The following is a 21743-nucleotide window of genomic DNA, read 5'->3' on the forward strand; positions in this document are numbered from 1 at the left end:
CGTGGAACTCGAACCCGGCACGCCGCTCGCCAACGCGATCAGGTCCGCGCAGCAGGCCGCCCGGCGCGGTGACGCGCACGGGGTCGACCACGCCTACCGCAAAGCCGCCAAATTCAGCCGGATCATCGCCCACGACCACTGCGCCACCCTGCTCAACCTGGGCGAGCTGGCACTGGCCGCCGAACGGTGCGACGAGTACCTCACCACCACCGACGACACCGAACTGCGCGTCCTGCGCGCGCAGATCCGCAGTGCCGCGACGGATCACGCCGAGGCAGCACAGGACGTGCGCGACCTGCGCAAGGGCGACCTCACCGAACTGCAGCGGGCGATGCTCGCCCGCGTCGCCGCCCTGGCCGCCGCCGACCGGTACGACTACCCCACCGCGGAAAGCGAGCTGGACGCGGCGGAGCGCCACTTCCGCCGCGCGGGCCACTCCGAGCACCTGGAAGCCATCGGCGGCGACCGGCTCCTCCTCGACGTCCGCAGGGGCACCCGTGTCACGAAGATCGACGGCCCGGCCCCGCGCACCCCCGCCGATTTCCTGCTGCGGTCCGCGATCCTGCGCCGCGACGTCCGGTACGAGGAAGCGCTGGCGCTGATGACGAGGTGCGTCACCAGCTTCGACGTCGAGCCCGCACTGCGGTTCGCCGTCCTGCGCGAGCTGGCCGTGCTGCTCGTCATGACCAAGCAGGCGGGCGTGGCACTGCGACTCCTCCCGCTGCTGGTGGCGGAGGCGGGCCCGGAGGTGCTCTCCAAGCTCCCGGACGCCACGCAGGCGCTCAACCCCGAACGCCGGCTCGACCGCGTCCGCCGGTTGATCACCGAGGACGAGCTCACCAAGGCGGAAGCCCTGCTGGGCGAAGGAAACTCTCCGCTCTGGCACCTCACCGCTGCCGAGCTCGCCTACGCCAGGGGCAGGCTCGACCAGGCCGCGCGGCACTTCCACCGCGCGGCCCGCACCGACCTCTGCGAACTCAAAGCCTTGGCACTGCGCAAACTCGGTGACACCTACGCCGACGCGCGGGACGAGGACCGAGCCGCGAAGTACTGGTCCGCGTCCCACCACCTCGAAGAGGACATCGCGAGCCAGCAGGACAGCCCCGGCATCAGGATCGCGATGATGCGGCTGGCCAGGGACGAGCACGACGGCCGGGTCCTCGCCGCCGTCCGCCGGGTGCGCCGGGACGGCGAGAAAGCCCTGGCAGCACTGGCAGTCGCCGTCGAAGCGGCCAGAGGCGCCACGATCCTCACCGAACCACGCGGCCTGCCGGGGTTCACCGACCTCAAGGCCGCCAGGCTCTGGCTCGGCAGGGTCGTCAAACACCTGCCGCGCAACCAGGTCGTGTGGATGATGCACGCGACACCGGAACAGCTGCACCACGTGATCATCGGCCGCAAGATCGTCCACCTGACCAAAGACGTCCACGTCAGCGAGCTCGCGAAGACGATCCGCGAAGTCAAGGCGTGGAAACCGAAGTACGACCCGGCGATCCTCGGCACCCTGCTCACCGAGCTGACGTCGTTGATCGCGCTGGAAGACGTCATCAAGGCACTGCCGCCGAAGACCACCAGGATCGCCGTGGTGGCGGGAGATGTGCTCGCGGACATCCCGCTGGCAGGCCTCCCGGTTCCCGGCACCAAGCTCTACCTGGGTCTCACGCACGCCCTGTCGAACCTGCCGTGCCTCTCCGCCCTGTCACCCCTGAAGCACCGCTCCCAAGGGCAAAGAGGCGACGACACAGCGATTTTCAGCCCCGACCCGAAGCTCCGGCAGTCCACGGCGAGCGGTGAGAAGTTCCGGGAAGCCGCGGAACTCGAGTCCACGCTGAAGGAACACCGGTTCCAACGCATCCGCATCGACGCCCACGGCACGCACGACCGAATCGACCCCGCACAGTCGTGGCTGACCTTCGGCGAAGAGCGGGTCACCGCGGAAGTGCTGGGAAACCTGGACTTCAGCGCGTGCGGCACGGTCGTGCTCGGCGCGTGCGAGTCCGGCATGGCCCAGCAACGGGGCCGCGACGAGAAGGTCGGCTTCGTACGGTCGGCCATCACCGCGGGCGCCGGAGCGGTCGTGGCGGCGCGGTGGCGGGCCGAGGACGAGGCCGCGCAGAAGGTGCTCGACGCGTTCGACCGCAACCTCGCCAAGCTGCCTCGCGACCGCGCTCTGCAGCACGCGCTGCGAGAGGTGGGCGACCGCCATCCCGCGGACTGGGCGTGCTGGTCCCTCTACGGCGACGCGGGTGTCCAGACCAAGGCAGGCCCGCTCCGCAGAAGACTCAGGAAGAACGGAGAACCCGTGCCGCTCGAAACCCGTCCCAAGGTGTTCCTGTCGTTCGCCGGCAAGGACCGCCCGCACGCCGAGCAGCTGCGCGCTGACCTGGAGCAGCGCAACGTCAACGCCTACCTCGACGAGAGGGAGATGGCGCCGGGCGACAACGTGGTTCTCGGCATCAACGAGGCGCTGGCCACGTCCGACTACTACGTCCTGCTGTGGTCGGCGAACACCCCGAGCCGCGACTGGGTGACCGAGGAGTGGACCGCCGCGTTCAACCTCCAGGTGACGCGGCGCCGCGCGTTCCTGTTCATCGTGCGGCTCGACGAGGAACCGCTGCCGCCGCTGCTCGCACCGCGCAAGCACATCGATCTGGTGGAGGCCGCCGATCGGCTCGTGGCGACGTGGCGCTCGGACCGCAAGTCCGAGCTTCCCGTGTTCCCGCAACCGGTTCCGCCCGCGCCGGACGGCCCGACCGTCGCGCTTTCGGTGCGCAGCCACGACCTCGGCGTCACGCACGTCGTCATGACCCCGTTGCACCTGACCGGGGCCGAGCTGTACCGGGCCGTGCACAAGGCGTTGCAGCTGCCGAAGGAACAGGCGACGTTCAACGGCACGATCGGGATGCGGTTCTCCTACGAGCTGTTCCAGCAGGAGAAGCCGATCCCGGACGACCAGTCCACTGTGGAGCTGGTGTCCGACCTGGTGGACATCGCGGTCCGCGTCGAGTCGTTCGGCCCGCGCGGCCCCTACAACAACAAGGAGTTCCGCCCCGACGACGAGCTCGACGAGGGTCTGGACGTGGACCAGCAACGCATGCTGCTCGTCGCCGCCTTCCGCCATCTCCTTCCTTAAAACGATGAAGGGAACCTTCATCCACCTCACGTGGATGAAGGTTCCCTTCATCTCTCACATCAGGACCTGCGTCGGCGTGCCATCAGGGTGATGAACGCGCCACCGAGCAGCAGGGCCAGTGCGGTGCCGAGCAGGCCCCACACGGTCGCACCCGTGCTCGCCAGTGGCGGTGCGGGCGGCTTGGGCAGCAGACCCGCGTCGAGCGTGAGGTCGACGCGCTTGTCCTTGCCCAGCTTGACGACGTGCGTGCACCCGGAGGCCGGATCGGCGTCCGAATCCTTGCCGTCGTCACCGACGTTCGGCGTGGTCAGCTTCCGACCCGCCACCAGACCCGTCAGAGGATCGGCGTTGAAGCAGACCTTGTACTCACCGTCCGGCAGGTCGGTGAACAGGTACTTGCCGTCCTTGTCGGTCTTGGACTGCGCGACCGGCTTGCCGCTGCCGTCCTGCAGGAACACCGGCAGATCCGGAACTCCCGGCTCGCCCGCGTCCTGCACACCGTTGGAGTTGTTGTCGTACCAGACGAAGTCACCAACGCGGTTGGTCGGCGACACCAGACCCAGGTCCTGCGTCAGGTCGACACGCTTGCCAACACCAACCGTCACCGGCGGCGTGCAGCCACTCGCCGGGTCGACGTCCGAGTCCTTCGCGTCGTCGCCCACGTTCGGCTTGGTCGCGAGGTATCCGGCGTAGGCGCCCGGCAGAGCACCCATCTCGAAGCACACCTTGTAGGTGCCGTCCGGGATGTTCGGGAACTCGTACTTGCCGTCCTTGTCGGTCTTGGTCGGGTCGCCGACGGGCTTGCCGTCCTTGTCGACCAACTTCACCGGCACACCAGGCACACCGGGCTCACCCGGATCCTGCACCCCGTTGCGGTTCGTGTCCGACCACACGAAGTCGCCGATCTTGTTCGGCGGCGCGACCAGACCGGCGTCCAGCGTCAGGTTCTTGCGCTTGCCCACCCCGAGCACCACGGGCAACGTGCACCCGGTCGCCGGATCGGCATCGGAGTCCTTCACGTCGTCACCCGCGTTGTTCTTGGTGAGGGTGTAGTCCTTCACCGCGGCGGGCAGGTTCGCGACGTCGAAGCACACCGTGTACTCGCCGTCCGGCAGATCCCGGAACAGGTAGATGCCGTTCGCGTCGGTCTTCGTGGTGGCACCGGTGTTCAGCTTCACGGTCACGTCGGCCACGGGCTTCTCGCCCTCGTCCTGCAGACCGTTCTTGTTCGCGTCGATCCACACGAAGTCGCCGAGCAGGTTGATCGGCGCGTGGATGCCGGCGTCCACGGTGAGGTCCTCGCGCTTGCCCACGCCCAGCGTCACCTCGGGGGTGCAGCCGGTGTCGACGTTCGCATCCGAGTCCACCGCGTCATCGGAACCCGCGTTCGGCAAGGTGTAGAAGAAGTCCTTCACCGCGTCCGGCATCGGGCCGAAGCACACCGTGTACTTGCCGTCCGGCAGATCCTCGAACACGTACTTGCCGTCCGGACCGGTGGTCGTGGTCTTGTCACCAGTCTTGACCGGCACGTTCGGAACACCAGGTTCGCCGTCGTCCTGCACGCCGTTCTTGTTGTCGTCACGCCACACCAGGTCACCGAGCCTGTTCGGCGGCGAGACCAGACCCATGTCCAGGGACAGGTCGACGCGCTTCCCGACTCCCAGCGTGGTTTCCGCCGTGCAGCCCTGAGCGTCCGCGTCGGAGTCAACGGCGTCGTCATCGCCCGCGTTCTGCGTGGTGACCTTGTAGTCCTTCACCGCCGCAGGCAGGTTCGCGATGTCGAAGCACACCTTGTACGTGCCGTCGGGCAGGTCGTTGAACAGGTACTTGCCGTTCGCGTCCGTCTTCGTGGTCGCGCCGGTGTTGAGCTTCACCGTCACGCCCTCGACCGGAACGTCCGACCCGTCCTGCAGACCGTCCTTGTTGACGTCGATCCACACGTAGTCACCGAGGCGGTTGACCGGCGGAACAAGACCCATGTCGATCGTCGGGTCCTCCGGCTTGTCGACGTTCAGCGTCGTGTCCGGCGCGCAACCCGTTGCCACGTCGGCATCCGAGTCCTTCGTGTCGTCGCCACCGAGGTTCGGCGTCGTCGGCACGTAGTCCTTCACCGCGTCCGGCATGTTCGCGATGTCGAAACAGACCTTGTAGGTGCCGTCGGGCAGGTTCGGGAACTCGTACTTGCCCTGGTCGTTCGTGGTGGTCGTCTTGTCGCCCACCTTCACGACCACACCGGGCACACCGGGCTCGTTCGGATCCTGGACGCCGTTCTTGTTCTCGTCCTTCCAGACCGTGTCACCGAGCTTGTTCGGCGGCCTGATGCCCAGGTCGAGCGTCAGGTCCTCCCGCTTCGCACTGCCCAACGAAGTGTCGGGCGTGCAGCCCTGAGCGTTCGCGTCGGAGTCCTTCGCGTCATCCCCGCCCGCGTCGGGTCGAGTGACCAAATAGGACTGGTACGGCGCCGGCATGTTCGCGATGTCGAAGCACACCTTGTACGTGCCGTCCGGCAGGTTGTCGAACACGTACTTGCCCTGAGCGTCGGTCTTGGTCGTCAGGTCGCCGACCTTGACCGTCACGCCCTCCACCGGAGTCTCGCCGGAGTCCTGGACGCCGTTGCGGTTCGCGTCGACCCAGACGTAGTCGCCGAGCTTGTTCGGCGGCGAGACCAGACCCATGTCCAGGGTCAGGTCGACCCGCTTCCCCACGCCCAGCGTGGTTTCCGCCGTGCAGCCCTGAGCGTCCGCGTCGGAGTCCTTCGCGTCGTCACCACCCGCATTGGCAGTGGTGACCTTGTAGTCCTTCACCGCCGCAGGAAGGTTGGCGACGTCGAAGCACACCTTGTAGGTGCCATCGGGCAGGTTGTCGAAGATGTACTTGCCGTCGGCGCCGGTCGTCGTGGTGGCACCGGTGTTCAGCGTCGCCTTCACGCCCTCGACCGGAACGTCGCTGGCGTCCTGCAGACCGTCCTTGTTGACGTCGATCCACACGTAGTCACCGAGGCGGTTGACCGGCGGGATGATGCCGAGGTCGATCGTCAGGTCTTCCGACTTGTCGACGTTCAGCTCGGCCTCGGGTGCACAACCCGTTGCGGGGTCGGCATCCGAGTCCTTCGCGTCGTCGCCACCGAGGTTCGGCGACGTCGGCACGTAGTCCTTGACCGCGTCCGGCATCGGGCCGAAGCAGACGACGTACTTGCCGTCGGGCAGCTTGTCGAAGACGTACTTGCCGTCCGGACCCGTCGTGGTGGTCTGGTCGCCGGTCTTCACCGGAACGTCGGGCACGCCGGGCTCGTTCGGGTCCTGCACGCCGTTCTTGTTGTCGTCACGCCACACGAGGTCGCCGAGCTTGTTCGGCGGCCTGATACCGGCGTCCAGAGTGAGGTCTTCACGCTTGTCCGGACCCAACGTCGTGGTCTGCGTGCACTTCGACGTCGGATCGGCGTCGGAGTCCTTCGCGTCGTCGGACCCGGCGTTCAGGCGCGTCAACAGGTAGCCCGCGTACTCGGCCGGAGCGGTCGAGATGTCGAAGCACACCTGGTACGTGCCGTTGGGCAGCTGGTCGAAGACGTACTTGCCATCGGCACCAGTCGGTTTCGGCTGGCCCACGGTAGCGCCCGTGCCGTCCTTCAACGTCACGGTCACGCCGGGAACACCGGGCTCGTCGCCGTCCTGCAACCCGTTGCGGTTGGTGTCCTTCCAGACGAAGTCACCGAGCTTGTTGTTCGGTGGCACCAAACCCGCGTCCAGCGTCAGGTCCTCGCGCTTCGCGGCACCCAACGTCGTCGTCGCGGTGCAGCCGTCGGCCGGATCCGCGTCCGAGTCCTTGGTGTCGTCACCGGCGTCCTTGCCGGTGAACACATAGCCCGCGTACTGGGCGGGCAACGTCGACAGGTCGAAGCAGACCTTGTAGACGCCGTCGTCCAGCTGGTCGAACAGGTACTTGCCGTCCGCACCCGTCGGCTTCGTGGCGACCTGAGTACCGTCGCCCTTCTTCAGCACGACGGTCACACCCGGAACACCGGGCTCGTCGGCGTCCTGCAGACCGTTGCGGTTCGTGTCGACCCAGACGAAGTCACCGAGCTTGTTCGTCACCTTCGCGACGATGCCCGCGTCGATCGTGTGATCGGCCGTACCCGCCTTGCCCGTGGTCACCGACGTCTTACCGGCGGTGTCCACATTGGAGTCGATGACCCGGTCGGGTCCGGACTCCTTGGAAGTCCACTTGAGATCGGCCGCGGCGGGAGCACCCGGCAGGCCTGCCGGGTTCACCCCGCTCAGGTCGAACGTCAGGTTGTAGCAGTTCTCCGGCTTCAGACCGTCCGCGACGCCGAAGTAGTACTCACCCTTGGTGTTCGTCGTCTTCACCGGCAGAGCGGCACCACCGGCACACGGCGTCGCGGTGACCGTGACACCCGCGACCGCCGGCTCGTCACCGTCCTGCGTGCCGTCGCCGTCGGTGTCGAACCAGACCCGGTTGCCCAGCTGGACCGGCGCGAGATCGCACAACGCTTCCAGGTCCGCGAGACCGTTCGCCTTGCCCCAGCCTTCCGTGGTCTGGTTGGAGATCTCGTAGGAGTTGGAGTGCTGCGCGTTCTCCATCGTGCCGTCGGCGCGGTTGAACCAGCCGACACCGCCCGTGGTGATGGTCAGCGGGTCCATGATGATCGCGGGCATGCGGTCGGCGGACTTCACCAGTGCCGTCGCGCCCTGCGAGGTTTCGTGGTGCGGGTTGTACTCAGCGGTGCCACCCCAGTACTCGCCTGGGTAGTACTCAATGACGTCCGCGGCCTCGTTGCCGGAGTTGCCGTTCGTGCGGTTGTTCGGGCAACCGCCGCTGCCCTCCCAGTTGTAGGTGTTGCCGGACTTGCAGGCGCGGTTGAGGTCACCGCCGCTGAAGCCCTCCCAGCCCTTGTTCGGCTCCTGACCGTTCGGCGCGGGCATCTCGAAGCCGGTCATGTCACCGAAGCGGTCGCGGAAGTCGAGCACCAGGTCGCCGTTGGCCTCGACCTCGATGTCGGTCAGCAACGCCATCGGCCGCGCGGCGCAGTTCGGGCAGTCGCTGTTGCCCTTGAGGATCTGGGCCCACGAGTCGTTCCACGGCAACCACTTGTTGCTACCGGGCACCAGGTTCGACGCGAAACCGCGCGGGAAGTTCAGCGTCTTGGTGAGCACCGCGGCACCGAACGCGCCGTTCTGGAACGGGTACACGACGGCCTTCATGTCCGCCGCGTTGTTCGTGCTCTGCGCCGAGCAGACGCCGCCGAGGTAGACGACGCCGTCACGAACACCGATCGCGCCGGGACGCCAGTCGGCGGGGCACGCCGTCGCCGGAGTCGCGTAGGAAGCCTTGGGCGCAGCCGCGGTCGCCTGCGTCGCGTCGTAGACGTAGAGCTTCTTGTCCGCCATGTTGACGACGTAGAGCTCGCTGCCGTCCTCGGACAGGTCGATGTCACCCAACGACTCCGTGCCGGGCACGCTGTAGAACGGCCCGTCGAAGTTGGTGTTCATGTTGTGCGGCTTGGTACCCGCGTCCGGCACGGTGGCGAACAGCGTCGCGGCGCCACCGGTCGACGGCGTCACGTAGATCGCGCCCTGGCCGCTCGGACCGTAGGCGGCGAGCCGCTTGGCGAACGCGCCCGCGAAGATCCGCTTGTCCTGCTTGCGGTACGCGAGACCGAACACCGTGCCGATGTCGCTCTGCTTGAGCAGCACCGAAGGAGTCGGGTTCTTCTGCCGCGCGGTCCACGGGAACGAGATCAGCGAACGCGCGTTGTTGTCGGCGCCCGGCTTGACCGCGTTGCGCTGGCAGGAGGTCACGAGCGTCGGGTTGGCCTGGCAGTAGTCCGCCGGGTTCCACAACGCCGTGGTGACGCTGACGTTCTTGCCGCTGGAGACGTCCACGAACATCGTGTTGCTCTCGAGTCCGGTGCCCGCGGGAGCCGGGACGAGAACGCTGCCCGCGGGCGGGTTCACCTGCACGCGGTACTTGCCGCCGCTGACCGGGCCGAGCCCGACGGCGACGTTGCCCGCCGCGTCGGTCGTGCCGGTCGCGGTCTTGCCCGACGGATCCGTGACGAGAACGGAAGCGCCCTGCACACCAACTTCCAGAGCGGCTTCGTACGTGCCGTTGGCGTTGACGTCGCGGACGACCTTGACGGTCAGCGAGCCGTCACCAGGGCCGGCCTGAGCTGTCGGTACCACCACGGCGGTCGAGGCGGCCACCAACGCTGCCAGCGCGGCGGCAAGTGGTCGTTTCACGAGAGGACGCTCCTTGTGCAGCTGAACGAGGGAACTTCGGGGGTGACCGGGCCTCCCTGCGGAGGCCCGGTCAGTTACCGCGTACTAGCTACGGCGACGGCGGGCCTGCAGCAGCAGGAACGCGCCTCCACCGATCAGGGTCAGCGCTATGAGGAGCAGGCTCCACACGGTCGCACCGGTGCTGGCCAGCGGCGGTGCCACCGGTTTGGGCAGCAGACCTGCGTCGAGCGTGAGGTCGACGCGCTTGTCCTTGCCCAGCTTGACGACGTGCGTGCATCCGTTCACCGGGTCGGCGTCGGAGTCCTTGGCGTCGTCACCGACGTGCGGCGTGGTCAGCTTGCGGCCGGCCACGAGGCCCGTCTGCGGATCGGCGTTGAAGCAGACCTTGTACTCACCGTCGGGGAGGTCGGTGAACAGGTACTTGCCGTCCTTGTCGGTCTTGGACTGCTGCACCGGCTTGCCGCTGCCGTCCTGCAGGAACACCGGGAGGTCCGGCACACCGGGCTCGCCCGGATCCTGCACACCGTTGGAGTTGTCGTCGTACCAGACGAAGTCACCAACGCGGTTGGTCGGCGAGACGAGGCCGAGGTCGAGGGTCAGGTTCTCCCTCTTGCCCACGCCGACCGTCACCGGAGGCGTGCAGCCCGTCGCCGGGTCCACATCGGAATCCTTACCGTCGTCGCCCACATTCGGCTTCGTAGCGAGGTATCCGGCGTAGTCGCCCGGCAGTGCGTTCATCTCGAAGCACACCTTGTAGGTGCCGTCCGGGATGTTCGGGAACTCGTACTTGCCCTGGGGATCGGTCTTCACCGGCTCACCGACCGGCTTGCCGTCCTTGTCGACCAGCTTCACCGGCACACCAGGAACACCCGGCTCGCCCGGATCCTGCACCCCGTTGCGGTTCGTGTCGGACCACACGAAGTCGCCGATCTTGTTCGGCGGCGCGTAGATGCCCAGGTCGAGCGTGTAGTCACGGCGCTTGCCGACGCCGACCGTGGTGGTCAGCGTGCAGCCCGTCGCCGGGTCCACGTCGGAGTCCTTCGCCACGTCACCGGCGCGCGGCTTGGTGACGACGTAGTCCGCCACCGCGGCAGGCATGTTCTTGATGTCGAAGCACACCTGGTACGTGCCGTCCGGCAGTCCGTCGGTGAAGTAGTACTTGCCGTTGGCACTGGTCTTCTGGGTGCCGAGTTCCTTGCCCTGAGCGTCCTTCAGGATCGCGGTGACGCCCTCGACGGGCTTCTCACCCTCGTCCTGGAGGCCGTTCTTGTTGGCGTCGATCCACACGTAGTCGCCGACACCGTTGGCGGGCGGGTGGATTCCGGCGTCGACGGTCAGGTTCTCGCGCTTGCCGGGACCCAGCTCCACCTCGGGGGCACAGCCGGAAGCCGGGTCGGCGTCCGAGTCGTGCAGATCAGGCTCTGGGGCGACGTCACCGACGTTCGGCGTGGTGAAGACGAAGTCCTTCACCGCGTCCGGCATCGGGCCGAAGCACACCGTGTACTTGCCGTCCGGCAGATCTTCAAAGACGTACTTGCCGTCCGGACCGGTGGTCGCGGTCTTGTCACCAGTCTTCACCGGCACGTTCGGAACGCCGGGTTCGCCGTCGTCCTGCACGCCGTTCTTGTTGTTGTCCTGCCAGACGTAGTCGCCGAGCCTGTTCGGCGGCGCGACGAGACCCGTGTCGAGGGTCAGGTCGACGCGCTTCCCGGTGCCCAGCGTGGTTTCCGCCGTGCAGCCCTGTGCGTCCGCGTCGGAGTCCTTCGCATCGTCACCACCGGCGTTCTGCGTGGTGACCTTGTAGTCGGCCACCTTCGCCGGGAGGTTCGCGATGTCGAAGCACACCTTGTAGGTGCCGTCGGGCAGGTCGTTGAACAGGTACTTGCCCGTCGCGTCCGTCTTCGTGGTCGCACCGGTGCTCAACTTCGCGGTGACGCCCTCGACGGGAATGTCGCTGCCGTCCTGGAGGCCGTCCTTGTTGACGTCCACCCACACGTAGTCACCGAGGCGGTTCACCGGGGAGATCAGACCCAGGTCGATCGTCGGGTCCTCCGGCTTGTCGACGCTCAGCGTCGTCTCCGGCGCACACCCGGTCGCGGGGTCGGCATCCGAGTCCTTGGCGTCGTCCCCACCCTGGTTCGGCGTCGTCGGCACGTAGTCCTTCACCGCGTCCGGCATCGGGCCGAAGCACACGACGTACTTGCCGTCGGGCAGGTTCGGGAACTCGTACTTGCCGTTCTCGTCGGTCGTGGTGGTCTTGTCGCCCACCTTCACCGTCACACCGGGAACGCCGGGCTCACCCGGATCCTGGACACCGTTCTTGTCGGTGTCGATCCACACGAAGTCGCCGAGCTTGTTCGGAGGCCTGATGCCCAGGTCGAGCGTCAGGTCCTCGCGCTTGGCACTGCCCAACGACGTGTCCGGCGTACAACCGTCGGCACCCGCGTCGGAGTCCTTCGTGTCGTCGCCACCCGCGTCCGGCTTCGTCACCAGGTAGCTCTGGTACGGCGCGGGCATGGTCGCGATGTCGAAGCACACCTTGTAGGTGCCGTCGGACAGGTCCTCGAAGATGTACTTGCCGTCCGCACCGGTCTGGGTGGTCTTGTCACCCAGCTTGACGGTCACACCGGGAACCGGGGTCTCCCCCGAGTCCTGCACGCCGTTGCGGTTGGCGTCGACCCAGACGTAGTCGCCCAGCCTGTTCGGCGGGGAGACCAGACCCAGGTCGAGCGTGAGGTCCTCGCGCTTTCCGCTGCCCAGCGTGGTTTCCGCCGTGCAACCGTCCGCACCCGCGTCGGAGTCCTTCGCGTCGTCGCCCGCGTTCTGCGTGGTGACCTTGTAGTCCTTCACCGCGGCAGGCAGGTTCGCGAGGTCGAAGCAAACCTTGTACGTGCCGTCCGGCAGATTGCTGAACAGGTACTTGCCCTGCGCGTCCGTCTTCGTGGTCGCGCCGGTGCTCAACTTCGCCGTGACACCCTCGACCGGAACGTCGGTGGCGTCCTGCAGACCGTCCTTGTTGACGTCGATCCACACGTAGTCGCCGAGGCGGTTCACCGGCGAGACCAGACCCATGTCGATGGTCAGGTCTTCCGGCTTGTCCACGTTCAGCTCGGTCTCGGGCGCACAACCCGTTGCGGGGTCGGCATCCGAGTCCTTCGCATCGTCACCGCCGTTCGGCTTGGTGACCTGGTAGTCGGCCACCGGAGCCGGCAGGTTCTTGATGTCGAAGCAGACGGTGTACTTGCCGTCGGGCAGCTTGTCGAAGACGTACTTGCCGTCCGCACCCGTCTGCGTGGTCTTGTCACCCAGCTTCACCGGCACGTTCGGCACCGGCTGCTCGCCGTCGTCCTGCAGGCCGTTCTTGTTCGCGTCGATCCACACGTAGTCGCCGAGCCTGTTCGGCGGCCGGATGCCCGCGTCGAGCGTCAGGTCCTCGCGCTTCTGCGGTCCGACAGTGGTGGTCTGCGAGCACTTCGACGTCGGATCGGCGTCGGAGTCCTTGGCGTCATCACCCGCGTTCGGGCGGGTGAGCAGGTAGCCCGCGTACTCGGCCGGAGCGGTCGAGACGTCGAAGCACACCTGGTACGTGCCGTCGGCGAGGTTGTCGAACAGGTACTTGCCGTCCGGACCGGTGACCTTCGGCTGGCCCACGGGGTTTCCCGCGCCGTCCTTGAGCGTCACGGTCACGTTCGGCACGCCCGGCTCGTCGGCGTCCTGGACACCGTTGCGGTTGGTGTCCTTCCAGACGAAGTCGCCGACCTTGTTGTTGGGCGGCGCGATACCGGCGTCGAGCGTCAGGTCCTCGCGCTTCGCGGCACCCAACGTCGTCGTCGCGGTGCACCCGTCGGCCGGATCCGCGTCCGAGTCCTTCGCGTCGTCACCGGCGTCCTTGCCGGTGAACCCGTAGCCGGCGTACTGGGCGGGCAACGTCGACAGGTCGAAGCAGACCTTGTAGACGCCGTCTTCGAGGTTGTCGAAGAGGTACTTGCCATCGGCGCCAGTGGGTTTCGTGGCGAGCTGGGTGCCGTCGCCCTTCTTCAGCACCACCGTGACGCCCTGAACACCAGGCTCATTGGCGTCCTGCAGGCCGTTGCGGTTCGTGTCGACCCAGACGAAGTCACCGAGCCTGTTGGTGACCTTGGCGATGATGCCCGCGTCGATCGTGTGGTCGGCCGTGCCCGCCTTGCCCGTGGTCACCTGGGTCTTGCCGTCGGTGTCCACATTGGAGTCGATGACCCGGTCCGGGCCGGCTTCCTTGGTCGTCCACTTCAAGTCGGCCTTGTTCGGGTTGCCCGGCAGGCCTGTCACGTTCACGCCGCTGAAGTTGAACGCGAGGTTGTAACAGGTTTCCGGCTTCAGGCCGTCCGCGGCGCCGAAGTAGTACTCGCCCTTGGCGTTCGTGGTCTTCACCGGCAGCGCCGCACCACCGTTGCACGGGGTCGCGGTGACGGTGACACCCGCGAGGGCGGGCTCGTCGGCGTCCTGCGTGCCGTCGCCATCGGTGTCGTACCAGGTGCGGTTGCCGAGCTGGACCGGTGCGAGATCGCACAGCGCCTCGAGGTCGGCGAGACCGTTCGCCTTGCCCCAGCCCTCGGTCGTGGCGCTGATGACCTGGTAGGACTGCGAATGGTCGGTGTTCTGCATCTGACCGGTCTTGCGGTCGAACCAGCCGGTTCCGTTGGTTCGCACCGAAAGCGGGTCCATCACGTTGGCGGGCATGCGGTCCTCGCCCGGTACGAGTGCGACCGCTCCGAGCGACGTCTCCTGGTGAGAGACGTTGGAAGTGCTACCGGTGGTGAAGTACTCGCCGGGGTAGTACTCGATCACGTCGGCACTCTCACCCCCGCCGATCGGCTCCGCGGGGCGGTTGTTCGGGCAGCCGCCGGTGCCCTCCCAGGTGAAGGTGTTGCCGGACTTGCAGGCCCGGTTGAGGTCACCGCCGATGATCGCGTTCCACGTCTTGCCCTTGTCGCTGCCGTCCGGTGCCGGGGTCTGCTGACCGACCTGGTCACCGAACCGGTCGCGGAAGGCCAGCACCAGGTCGCCGTTCGTCTCCACGCCGATGTCGGTCAACATGGGCATCGGCCAGGTGATGTTCCTGGAGTCCGGGTCGAACTGCGCGCCGGACTGGGGCTTCGAGTCCGGGTCCCAGGTGTCCTCCCACGGGTGCCAGAACTCGCTGCCGTCCTTGTTCACCATGGCGAAGCCGCGCTTGAAGTCCAGCGTCTTGTTCACCGCGGCCGCGCCGAACGCACCCGCCTTGAACGGGTACACGACCGCACGCAGGTCGCTTGCCTTCTTGGTGGACTGGCCGGAGCAGACACCGCCGACCCAGACCGTGCCGTCGCGGACGCCCAGTGCGCCCGGTCGCCAGTCGCTCGCGTTGGGGCAGGCGCCAGCCGGGATGTCGTAGGAACCCTTGGCAGCGGCGGCCGTCGCGCCGGTCGCGTCGAAGACGTAGAGCTTCTTGTCGAACATGTTCACGACGTAGAGCTCGCTGCCGTCGTCGGAGATGTCGATGTCACCCAGCGACTGCTTGCCTGGCACGCCGAAGAACGGGCCGTCGAAGTTGGTGCCCATCGCGTGCTGCGTGGCACCCGCGTTCAGCTTGGCGAACAGCGTCGCGCTGCCGCCCGCCGCCGGGGTCACGTAGATGGCGCCGGGGCCTTCGGGGCCGTACTTCGCGAGCCGCTTGGCGAACGCGGCAGAGAAGATCCGCTTGTCCTGCTTGCGGTACGCGAGGCCGAACACGGTGCCGAGCTGGCCCTGGTTCGCGAGGTTCGCCGACGCCGCGGTGCCCCGTGCGGTCCACGGGAACGACACGAGGTCACGACTCGCCGGATCGTCCTTGAACGTCGTGATGTCGCGCTGGCACGCGGTCACCAGGGTCGGGTTGTCCTGGCAGTAGTCCGCCGGGTTCCACAGGCCCGTGGTGACGGTGACGTTCTTGCCGCCGGAGACGTCGACGAACGCCGTGTTGCTCTCCAGCGTGCCGCCCGCGGGTGCCGGCACGAGGGTGCTGCCCGCCGGCGGGTTGACCTGCACGCGGTACTTGCCGCCGCTCACCGGGCCGAGCCCGACCGCCACACCGCCGGACGCGTCGGTCGTGCCGGTCGCGGTCTTTCCGGCGGCGTCGGTGACGAGCACCGAGGCGCCCTGCACCGGCACCTCCACGGCGGCGTCGTAGTTGCCGTTGCCGTTGACGTCGCGGACGACCTTGACGGTCAGCGAGCCATCACCGGGACCGGCGTGCGCCGCGGGTACGACCACGGCGGACGAGGCGGCCACCAGTGCGGCGAGCACTGCGGCGAGCGGTCGTTTCACGAAATCGCTCCTAGACAGCAGGGACGGGGGCACACTTCGGGAATCTGGAAAATGCCACCGTTTCCGCAGGTCCGCCCGGCTACCCACCGCAGGTTGTCCCACTTATCGGTGAACTTGCCTCGCAAAGTTGGCCGCATGAAGACGTTTACTTGTCGCTTTCCGTAGAACGCCCTTCCCGTTTCAGGTGAAGCGTTCTCCACTTCCGTGGAATCAGGTTTAGAGCTGACCGTTGCCGTCCGCGACTGTCCACATGGGAGGTTCGCTCTTCTGGGTCGTTCGTGAGTGCGGATGTCACGGCTTGACCACACGGCACATGGGGCTGAACGGGTGAACACGCGTGGCGGACTCAGCCTTTCCTGGCTTCAGCGCCTGTAACCGGTGAAGGTCGCCTTCGGGCGGTGAACGACTCGTTTCGACGCTGAAGGGGAGGCCGTTGAGCACACCGGAGCCGGACCAGGGCTTCGCGGAGTTCTTCCGCACCTGCCTGCCCGTGCTGACCAGGACGCTGACGGCCCTGACCAGCGACACACGCGCCGTGGACGATGTCGCGCAGGACGCGTTGGTGATCGCGGCGAGCCGATGGCACGACATCCGCTCGTACGACAAGCCCGAGGCCTGGGTGCTGAAGGTCGCCATCAGGCTGATGCGCCGGTGGCAGCAGCGGGTGTCGCGCGAAGCCCCGTTGGATTTGGTGGATGTCGTGGAGCAGGTGCACGACGTCGAAGCTGTGCACTCGGCGTTGCGGTCGCTGTCGCCCCGGCACCGCGAGGTCGTGGCGTTGCACCACCTCCTCGGCTACTCGGTCAGCGAGATCGCCGCGGTGCTGGTCGTCGGCGAGTCGACAGTGCGGACGCACCTCACCCGCGGCCGGGCTGAGCTGCGGCGAATTCTCGGAGGTTCCTCATGAACGAGCTCGTGCGCGAGTTCGAGGTGGACGAGGCGGTCGAACGGATCTACCGCCGGGGCGAGGCGCTGGAACGGGCTGGTGATCTGAGCGGGGCCGCTCAGTGCTTCCGGGTTGCCGCCGACCGGGGCCTCGGTGACGCCTCGGTGCGCCTCGCTCGTGTGTTGTTCCTGCTCGGTGAGGTCGTGGAAGCCCAGCACTGGTACTCGGTTGCCGTCGCCGACGGGTTCGACGCGTCGTTGGTGCAGACGGATGTCGTTGCACGGCAGCAGTTCCTGGAGCACGCGGCCCGAATCATGGTTGGCGCGCCGACGTTCGACTGGGTGCCGGACGTGTTGCCGGTTGGATCATTGGATGTCGACGTCGTACGCGCACGGACTGACGCGCTGCGGACGTTGGACGAGCAGTACGGCGGCATTGCTTGCCACGCCTCGGTTCTGGAGCATCTCGCTTTGGTCGAGCCGTTCATCGTGACCAGCTCCACGCCGATGTGGACGGCAGTGGCGGAGGTGCACGAGCTGGCGGGGTGGACCGCGTTCGACAGCGGTATGCCCGGCGTTGCGCTGCCGCACTTCTCGCGCGCGCTGACGTTGGCCCGACAGGCCGAGAACGAGTCGTTGATCGCCTCGGTGCTGACCCGCGCGGGTCGAATGTTCCTGCACCACAACGCACCTGACGATGCGCTGAAGGCGTTCCAGCTCGGGTTCGTGGCGGCGCACAACTCGTGGGCCGACCGGCACGACCTGTCCGATCCGGAGAACGCGATCGCGGCACTCACCACAAAAGTCGATACGTACAGCGGTGGCATGGTCCGCGCCCGCACGATGACGCTGATCGCCTTGGCACGCAACCACCTCGCCGTCGGCAACACCGCGACCGCCGCGTCGTTCGCGGAGAAGGCGCTGGCAGCGGGAACGAACCTGCGCTCGGCGCGCACCGCGGACCAGCTGCGGCGGCTCGACCGGGAAGCCAGAATCGCCGGTGCCTCGGCGGTGAGCGAGCACATCGCGGCCCGCTGACGTTCACCCGTTCCGGCCGATACACGCGTGCGCGCAAACAGGTAGGTTCTGCGCCATGGCCGAGCCTTTCTCGTGGGTGCCCGCAGGGATCAACACGGACGTGCCGAGCGCCGCGCGCGTCTACGACTTCCTGTTGGGAGGTGGCCACAACTTCGCCTCGGACCGCATGGTCGGCGAGAAGGTCCTGCAGATCCTGCGCGACGGCCGCGCCATCGCCTCGTCGAACCGCTCGTTCATGCGCCGCGCCGTCCTGCTGATGATGGAGCAGGGCATCACCCAGTTCCTCGACCTCGGCTCGGGCATCCCGACGGTCGGCAACGTCCACGAGATCGTGCAGGCCGAGAACCCCGACGCCCGCGTGGTCTACGTGGACTACGACGAGGTCGCGGTCTCGCACAGCCAGCTCATCCTGGAGGACAACCCCAACGCGGGCGTCGTCCAGGCGGACATGTGCAAGCCGGCCGACGTCCTCTCCGACCCGGTCGTGAAGGACCTGATCGACTTCTCGCAGCCGGTCGGCTTGCTCATGGTCGCCGTGCTGCACTTCGTCTCGGACGAGAAGGGCCCGGCCGAGGTCGTCGCCCACTACCGCGACGCCATGCCGCCGGGCAGCCTGATCGCCCTCTCGCACCTGACCGCCGACTTCAAGCCCGCCGAGATGGGCGCGGTCGTCGAGGCCATGAAGCACAGCCGCGACCCGATGTACTTCCGTTCGCGCGCGGAGTTCGAGCCCCTGTTCTCCGGCTTGGAGCTCCTCCAGCCGGGCGTCGTGCCGGCACCGTCGTGGCACCCGGAACTCGGCCCGGCCGGAGAAGGTGGCCCGGAGGACGTCTACGTGGGCGTCGCTCGCAAGCCTTAGCGGAACTTCCAGGCCTGCGCGGCGGAACCGTTGCAGGACCAGATGTTCAGCCGCGTGCCGGGCGTGGTCGACGCGACCGGGTCGTCCAGGCACAGGCCGGACTGCGGGTTCTGCACCGAGCCGTCGGTCCGCACGCGCCACTGCTGCGCGCCGGTGCCGTTGCACTCCCACAGCTGCACGATGGTGCCGTTGGTGGTGCCGCTGCCGTTGACGTCGAGGCACTTGCCGGAGATGGCGATGGTGCCGTCGGCGACGACTCGCCACTTCTGGGCGTAGGAGTTGTTGCACGTCCAGATCTGGACCGGGTTGCCGTTGGCGGTGCCGCCGCCGTTGTTGTCCAGGCACAGGTTCGATGCCGCGGCGAGCTCGACCGAGCCCGTGCCGGACGGGAAGCGGTCGGCCGGCAGCTGCGGTGTGTTGCGGTGGTAGAAGTCGACGGCCAGGTAGTTCGGGGACTTGCGGGCCGCGGGTTCGCAGAAGCGCTGGGCCCGGTTGACGGCCTTCGAGTTGTCGGTGGCGACGGTGCCTTCCATCGGGACGTCGCGGAAGTGGTTCATCACGAACAACGGGCGGAAGTTGGCTTCTACAGCGGTCAGCGGCTTCTCGCCCCAGCGGGAGTAGCAGGACCAGTCGGACGTGCCGGTGCCGGAGCCCATCGACCAGTAGTTCTCGACGGTCCAGTCGCGCTGGTAGAGCACGCCGGAGTCCTCGCGGCCGTCGCGGCCGTGGTCGGTGAAGATGAGCAAACGCTTGCCACTCGCCCTCATCTGGGACAACGTCGGCCAGCCGTTCTCGCGCACGCCCTCGGCCCGGTAGAGCACGTCGTAGAGGCCCTGCACCGATGCGAGAGAAGAGCGCAGCGTCGCGGCGTCTACGTAGTCCTCCAGGAAGACCGTGACGATCTCGGTCGGGCGTGCTTTGAGGAAGTCGACCATGCGCTGGAGGTCGACGCCGAGGGCGACCGGGCGGCTCACCAGGGTGCAGCTGTTGTGGCAGAGGATCGCGCCGTCGGGGGTCTGGTGGATGTCGAGCATGAAGCCGCGCACGCCGTCGTTGAGCTGCTGCACGATGCCGCGGGACTGGTTCGGCGCGATGTTGCCGAACGTGAAGCCGCCGTCCACGCCGTTCGCGTAGGCGTTGTGGGCGGTCAGGAACGTCATCTCGTCCAGGCGCGGGTCGGCAGGGGGCTGGACGCGGACCGGGTTGACCGGGGTGAGGAACCAGGTGTCGTTGCCGGTGCCGACGCGGACCTGGTCGGTGCCGGACGCGATCAGGTAGCGCGCCGAGCCGGGGTCCTTCAGCCGGTATCTGTCCTGGTCGTCGAGCGTGGCGACCCACTGGGCGTCCGCGCTCGAGCAGCTGACCATCTGGGCGGCGTCGCCGGAGCGTCCGAGGCACAGGCCGCCCTCGGAGAGCGTGCTGCCGTTCCAGGTGAACTGCTGGCGGTCCTCGTCGCCCTTGGGGCGGTGCTGGACCACGGACGAGCCGGAGACGGCCGTGTTCTGACCGGTCACGGCGCTTTGCAGGTAGTACGAGCCGTTGGGTGCCGCCTGCGCGTCGACGGGGACGAGCAGCAGCGACAACAGCGCGAGTGCAGGGATGATGCGCATGGGGTGAAGGCTCACTGATGGGCGTGAACGTGAAAAGACTTCACACCGAAATCCGTCCGAACTGAGACATGTGTGGTCCGGACCACAAAACCGGATGCAGCGGACGACGGCCTTGAGGGGGTTTCCCGAGCCGTAGAAGTTCACGGACAACGAAGGGGGCGGCGTGGGGTTCGACCAGTTCGTCGCTGAGCGGCTTGACCGGCTGTTGGCGTATGCCACGGCGATCACCTGCGACAAACACCTGGCGCAGGACATCGTGCAGAACGTGCTCATGCGCGCGCAGGGCAAGTGGGAGCGCATCGGAGCGATGGACGCTCCCTATCTCTACGTGAAGCGCATGGTGACCAACGACTACCTGTCGTGGCGGCACCGCAGGGCCGCGCGGGAGATCGCGGTGGAACGGAGTGAGCTCGCCAAGCACGTGCCGTCCGCGGCTGACCCTGCCGACGCGCACGCCGAACGCGAGGCCATGCGCGCGCGGATCGCCGTGTTGCCGCGCAAGCAACGTGCGGCGTTGGTGATGCGGTTCTACGAGGACTGCTCCGACGCGGAGATCGCCTCAGTGCTCGGTTGCGCGGAATCGACCGTGCGCAGCCAACTCTCTCGCGCGCTGCAGACGCTGCGTGCCCACGAAATCGCCCGGTCCGCCACCATGGGGGTGCACTCATGAACGACCTCATCCGCTCGGCCATCGCCGCGGAGGCCGACCAGCGTGTCGACTCCCGGACCGTGATGGCCGAACTGCACAAGCGCAAGAAGGCCCGCAAGCCGTTCGGCCTGATCGTCGGCGTCGCGACGCTGACCGTGGCCGCTGCCGCCGCGGCGGTGATCATCCCGACGGCCGTCAGGAAGACCGACGCCTCGCCCGCCATCGCACCGGCACCCGCGGCTACCGGCCAGAACGTGCTCCTGCTGGGCCTCGACGACTTCAACCACGCGGACGCGATCGTGTTCGCGCACTTCGGCGAGGACGGGACGGTCAGCGCGGTGTCGTTGCCGCGGGACGTGGCGGCGCGCGGGGAGAAGCTCAACGGTCTGTTCCTGGAGAACCCGTGGTCGCTGACCGGCGCCGTCGAGGAGCTGACCGGGCAGAAGGTCGACCACTACGCCGCGGTGAAGATGTCCGAGTTCGGCAGGATCTCGCAGGCCGTCGGCGGTGTCGAGGTCTGCCTGTCCGCGCCGGCCAAGGACAAGTTCAGCGGCACCGACCTGCCCGCGGGCAAGCAGACTGTCCAGGGTGACCAGGCGATCGCGTTCCTGCGTCAGCGCCACGGTCTGGAGAACGGTGACCTGGACCGCGTGAAGCGGCAGCAGGCGTTCCTCACGTCGCTCGCCTCCAAGATCACCAAGGAGAACGCGCCCCGGCTCGCCCAGGAGATCAGCAAGTCGATCCAGGTCGACCCTTCGTTCGACGTGCTGGAGTTCGCCAAGAGGTTCCAGGGGCCGGTGACGATCAAGTCGGCGACGCTGCCGGTCGGCGAGGCGAAGGCCACGAGCAACGGGCAGGCGTTCATCGTCGACCCGAAGGACGCGAAGGAGTTCGTCGGCAAGCAGTTCGAGGGTGGTCAGCCGGCTCAGTTCGGGTGCGTCCGCTGACGTTCACACCAATGGAGCATCAAGTCGCCCGGATGCGGTGT

Annotated in this window: 9 protein-coding genes; 6 read left to right on the forward strand and 3 right to left on the reverse strand. The window is 67.4% G+C overall.

Features of this window, described 5'->3' with window-relative positions; translation table 11 throughout:
* Position 1: 1 nt before the first annotated feature.
* Positions 2 to 3133: a TIR domain-containing protein gene (locus AB0M24_RS23990; RefSeq protein WP_363771766.1), complete on the forward strand. Its 3132-nt coding sequence runs from the start codon at positions 2 to 4 to the stop codon at positions 3131 to 3133.
* Between the two features lie 59 nt (positions 3134 to 3192).
* On the opposite strand, the gene AB0M24_RS23995 is transcribed toward AB0M24_RS23990, so the two are convergent.
* Positions 3193 to 9390 (reverse strand): SdrD B-like domain-containing protein, encoded by a 6198-nt coding sequence (locus AB0M24_RS23995; protein WP_363771769.1) that lies wholly within the window; start codon positions 9388 to 9390, stop codon positions 3193 to 3195.
* A gap of 84 nt (positions 9391 to 9474) precedes the next feature.
* On the reverse strand, positions 9475 to 15714 hold the full coding sequence (locus AB0M24_RS24000; RefSeq protein WP_363771772.1) for an SdrD B-like domain-containing protein: 6240 nt from the start codon (positions 15712 to 15714) through the stop codon (positions 9475 to 9477).
* 433 nt (positions 15715 to 16147) lie between these two features.
* Between AB0M24_RS24000 and AB0M24_RS24005 the strand changes: the two genes are divergently transcribed.
* From AB0M24_RS24005 to AB0M24_RS24015, 3 genes are read left to right on the forward strand one after another with little or no spacing between them, the layout of a single operon-like run.
* Positions 16148 to 16621 carry a sigma-70 family RNA polymerase sigma factor gene (locus tag AB0M24_RS24005; protein WP_363771775.1) on the forward strand — a complete coding sequence of 158 codons (474 nt, stop codon included), beginning with the start codon at positions 16148 to 16150 and terminating at the stop codon, positions 16619 to 16621.
* Entirely contained in the window at positions 16618 to 17637 is a 1020-nt protein-coding gene (locus tag AB0M24_RS24010) for a hypothetical protein (protein WP_363771777.1), read from the forward strand. Before AB0M24_RS24005 ends, AB0M24_RS24010 begins: the two co-directional genes overlap by 4 nt.
* 55 nt (positions 17638 to 17692) lie before the next feature.
* Positions 17693 to 18496 (forward strand): SAM-dependent methyltransferase, encoded by an 804-nt coding sequence (locus tag AB0M24_RS24015; RefSeq protein ID WP_363771780.1) that lies wholly within the window; start codon positions 17693 to 17695, stop codon positions 18494 to 18496.
* Here AB0M24_RS24015 and AB0M24_RS24020 read toward each other — a convergent pair.
* Positions 18493 to 20106, reverse strand: a complete 1614-nt coding sequence (locus AB0M24_RS24020) for a ricin-type beta-trefoil lectin domain protein (RefSeq protein ID WP_363771783.1) — start codon at positions 20104 to 20106, stop codon at positions 18493 to 18495. The genes AB0M24_RS24015 and AB0M24_RS24020 overlap by 4 nt on opposite strands.
* Before the next feature lie 163 nt (positions 20107 to 20269).
* On the opposite strand from AB0M24_RS24020, the gene AB0M24_RS24025 reads away from it, so the two are divergent.
* On the forward strand, positions 20270 to 20776 hold the full coding sequence (locus AB0M24_RS24025) for a SigE family RNA polymerase sigma factor (RefSeq protein WP_363771786.1): 507 nt from the start codon (positions 20270 to 20272) through the stop codon (positions 20774 to 20776).
* Positions 20773 to 21702 carry an LCP family protein gene (locus AB0M24_RS24030; protein ID WP_363771789.1) on the forward strand — a complete coding sequence of 310 codons (930 nt, stop codon included), beginning with the start codon at positions 20773 to 20775 and terminating at the stop codon, positions 21700 to 21702. Before AB0M24_RS24025 ends, AB0M24_RS24030 begins: the two co-directional genes overlap by 4 nt.
* The last annotated feature ends 41 nt before the right edge of the window (positions 21703 to 21743 follow it).

Source organism: Lentzea sp. NPDC051838 (assembly GCF_040681245.1).
Lineage (GTDB): Bacteria > Actinomycetota > Actinomycetes > Mycobacteriales > Pseudonocardiaceae > Lentzea.

Bases quoted from the DNA above. Each gene is read 5' to 3' on its own strand.
- AB0M24_RS24010 (WP_363771777.1), top strand. From the start codon at position 16,618: ATGAACGAGCTCGTGCGCGAGTTCGAGGTGGACGAGGCGGTCGAACGG.
- AB0M24_RS24015 (WP_363771780.1), top strand. From the start codon at position 17,693: ATGGCCGAGCCTTTCTCGTGGGTGCCCGCAGGGATCAACACGGACGTG.
- AB0M24_RS24020 (WP_363771783.1), bottom strand. From the start codon at position 20,106: ATGCGCATCATCCCTGCACTCGCGCTGTTGTCGCTGCTGCTCGTCCCC.
- AB0M24_RS24030 (WP_363771789.1), top strand. From the start codon at position 20,773: ATGAACGACCTCATCCGCTCGGCCATCGCCGCGGAGGCCGACCAGCGT.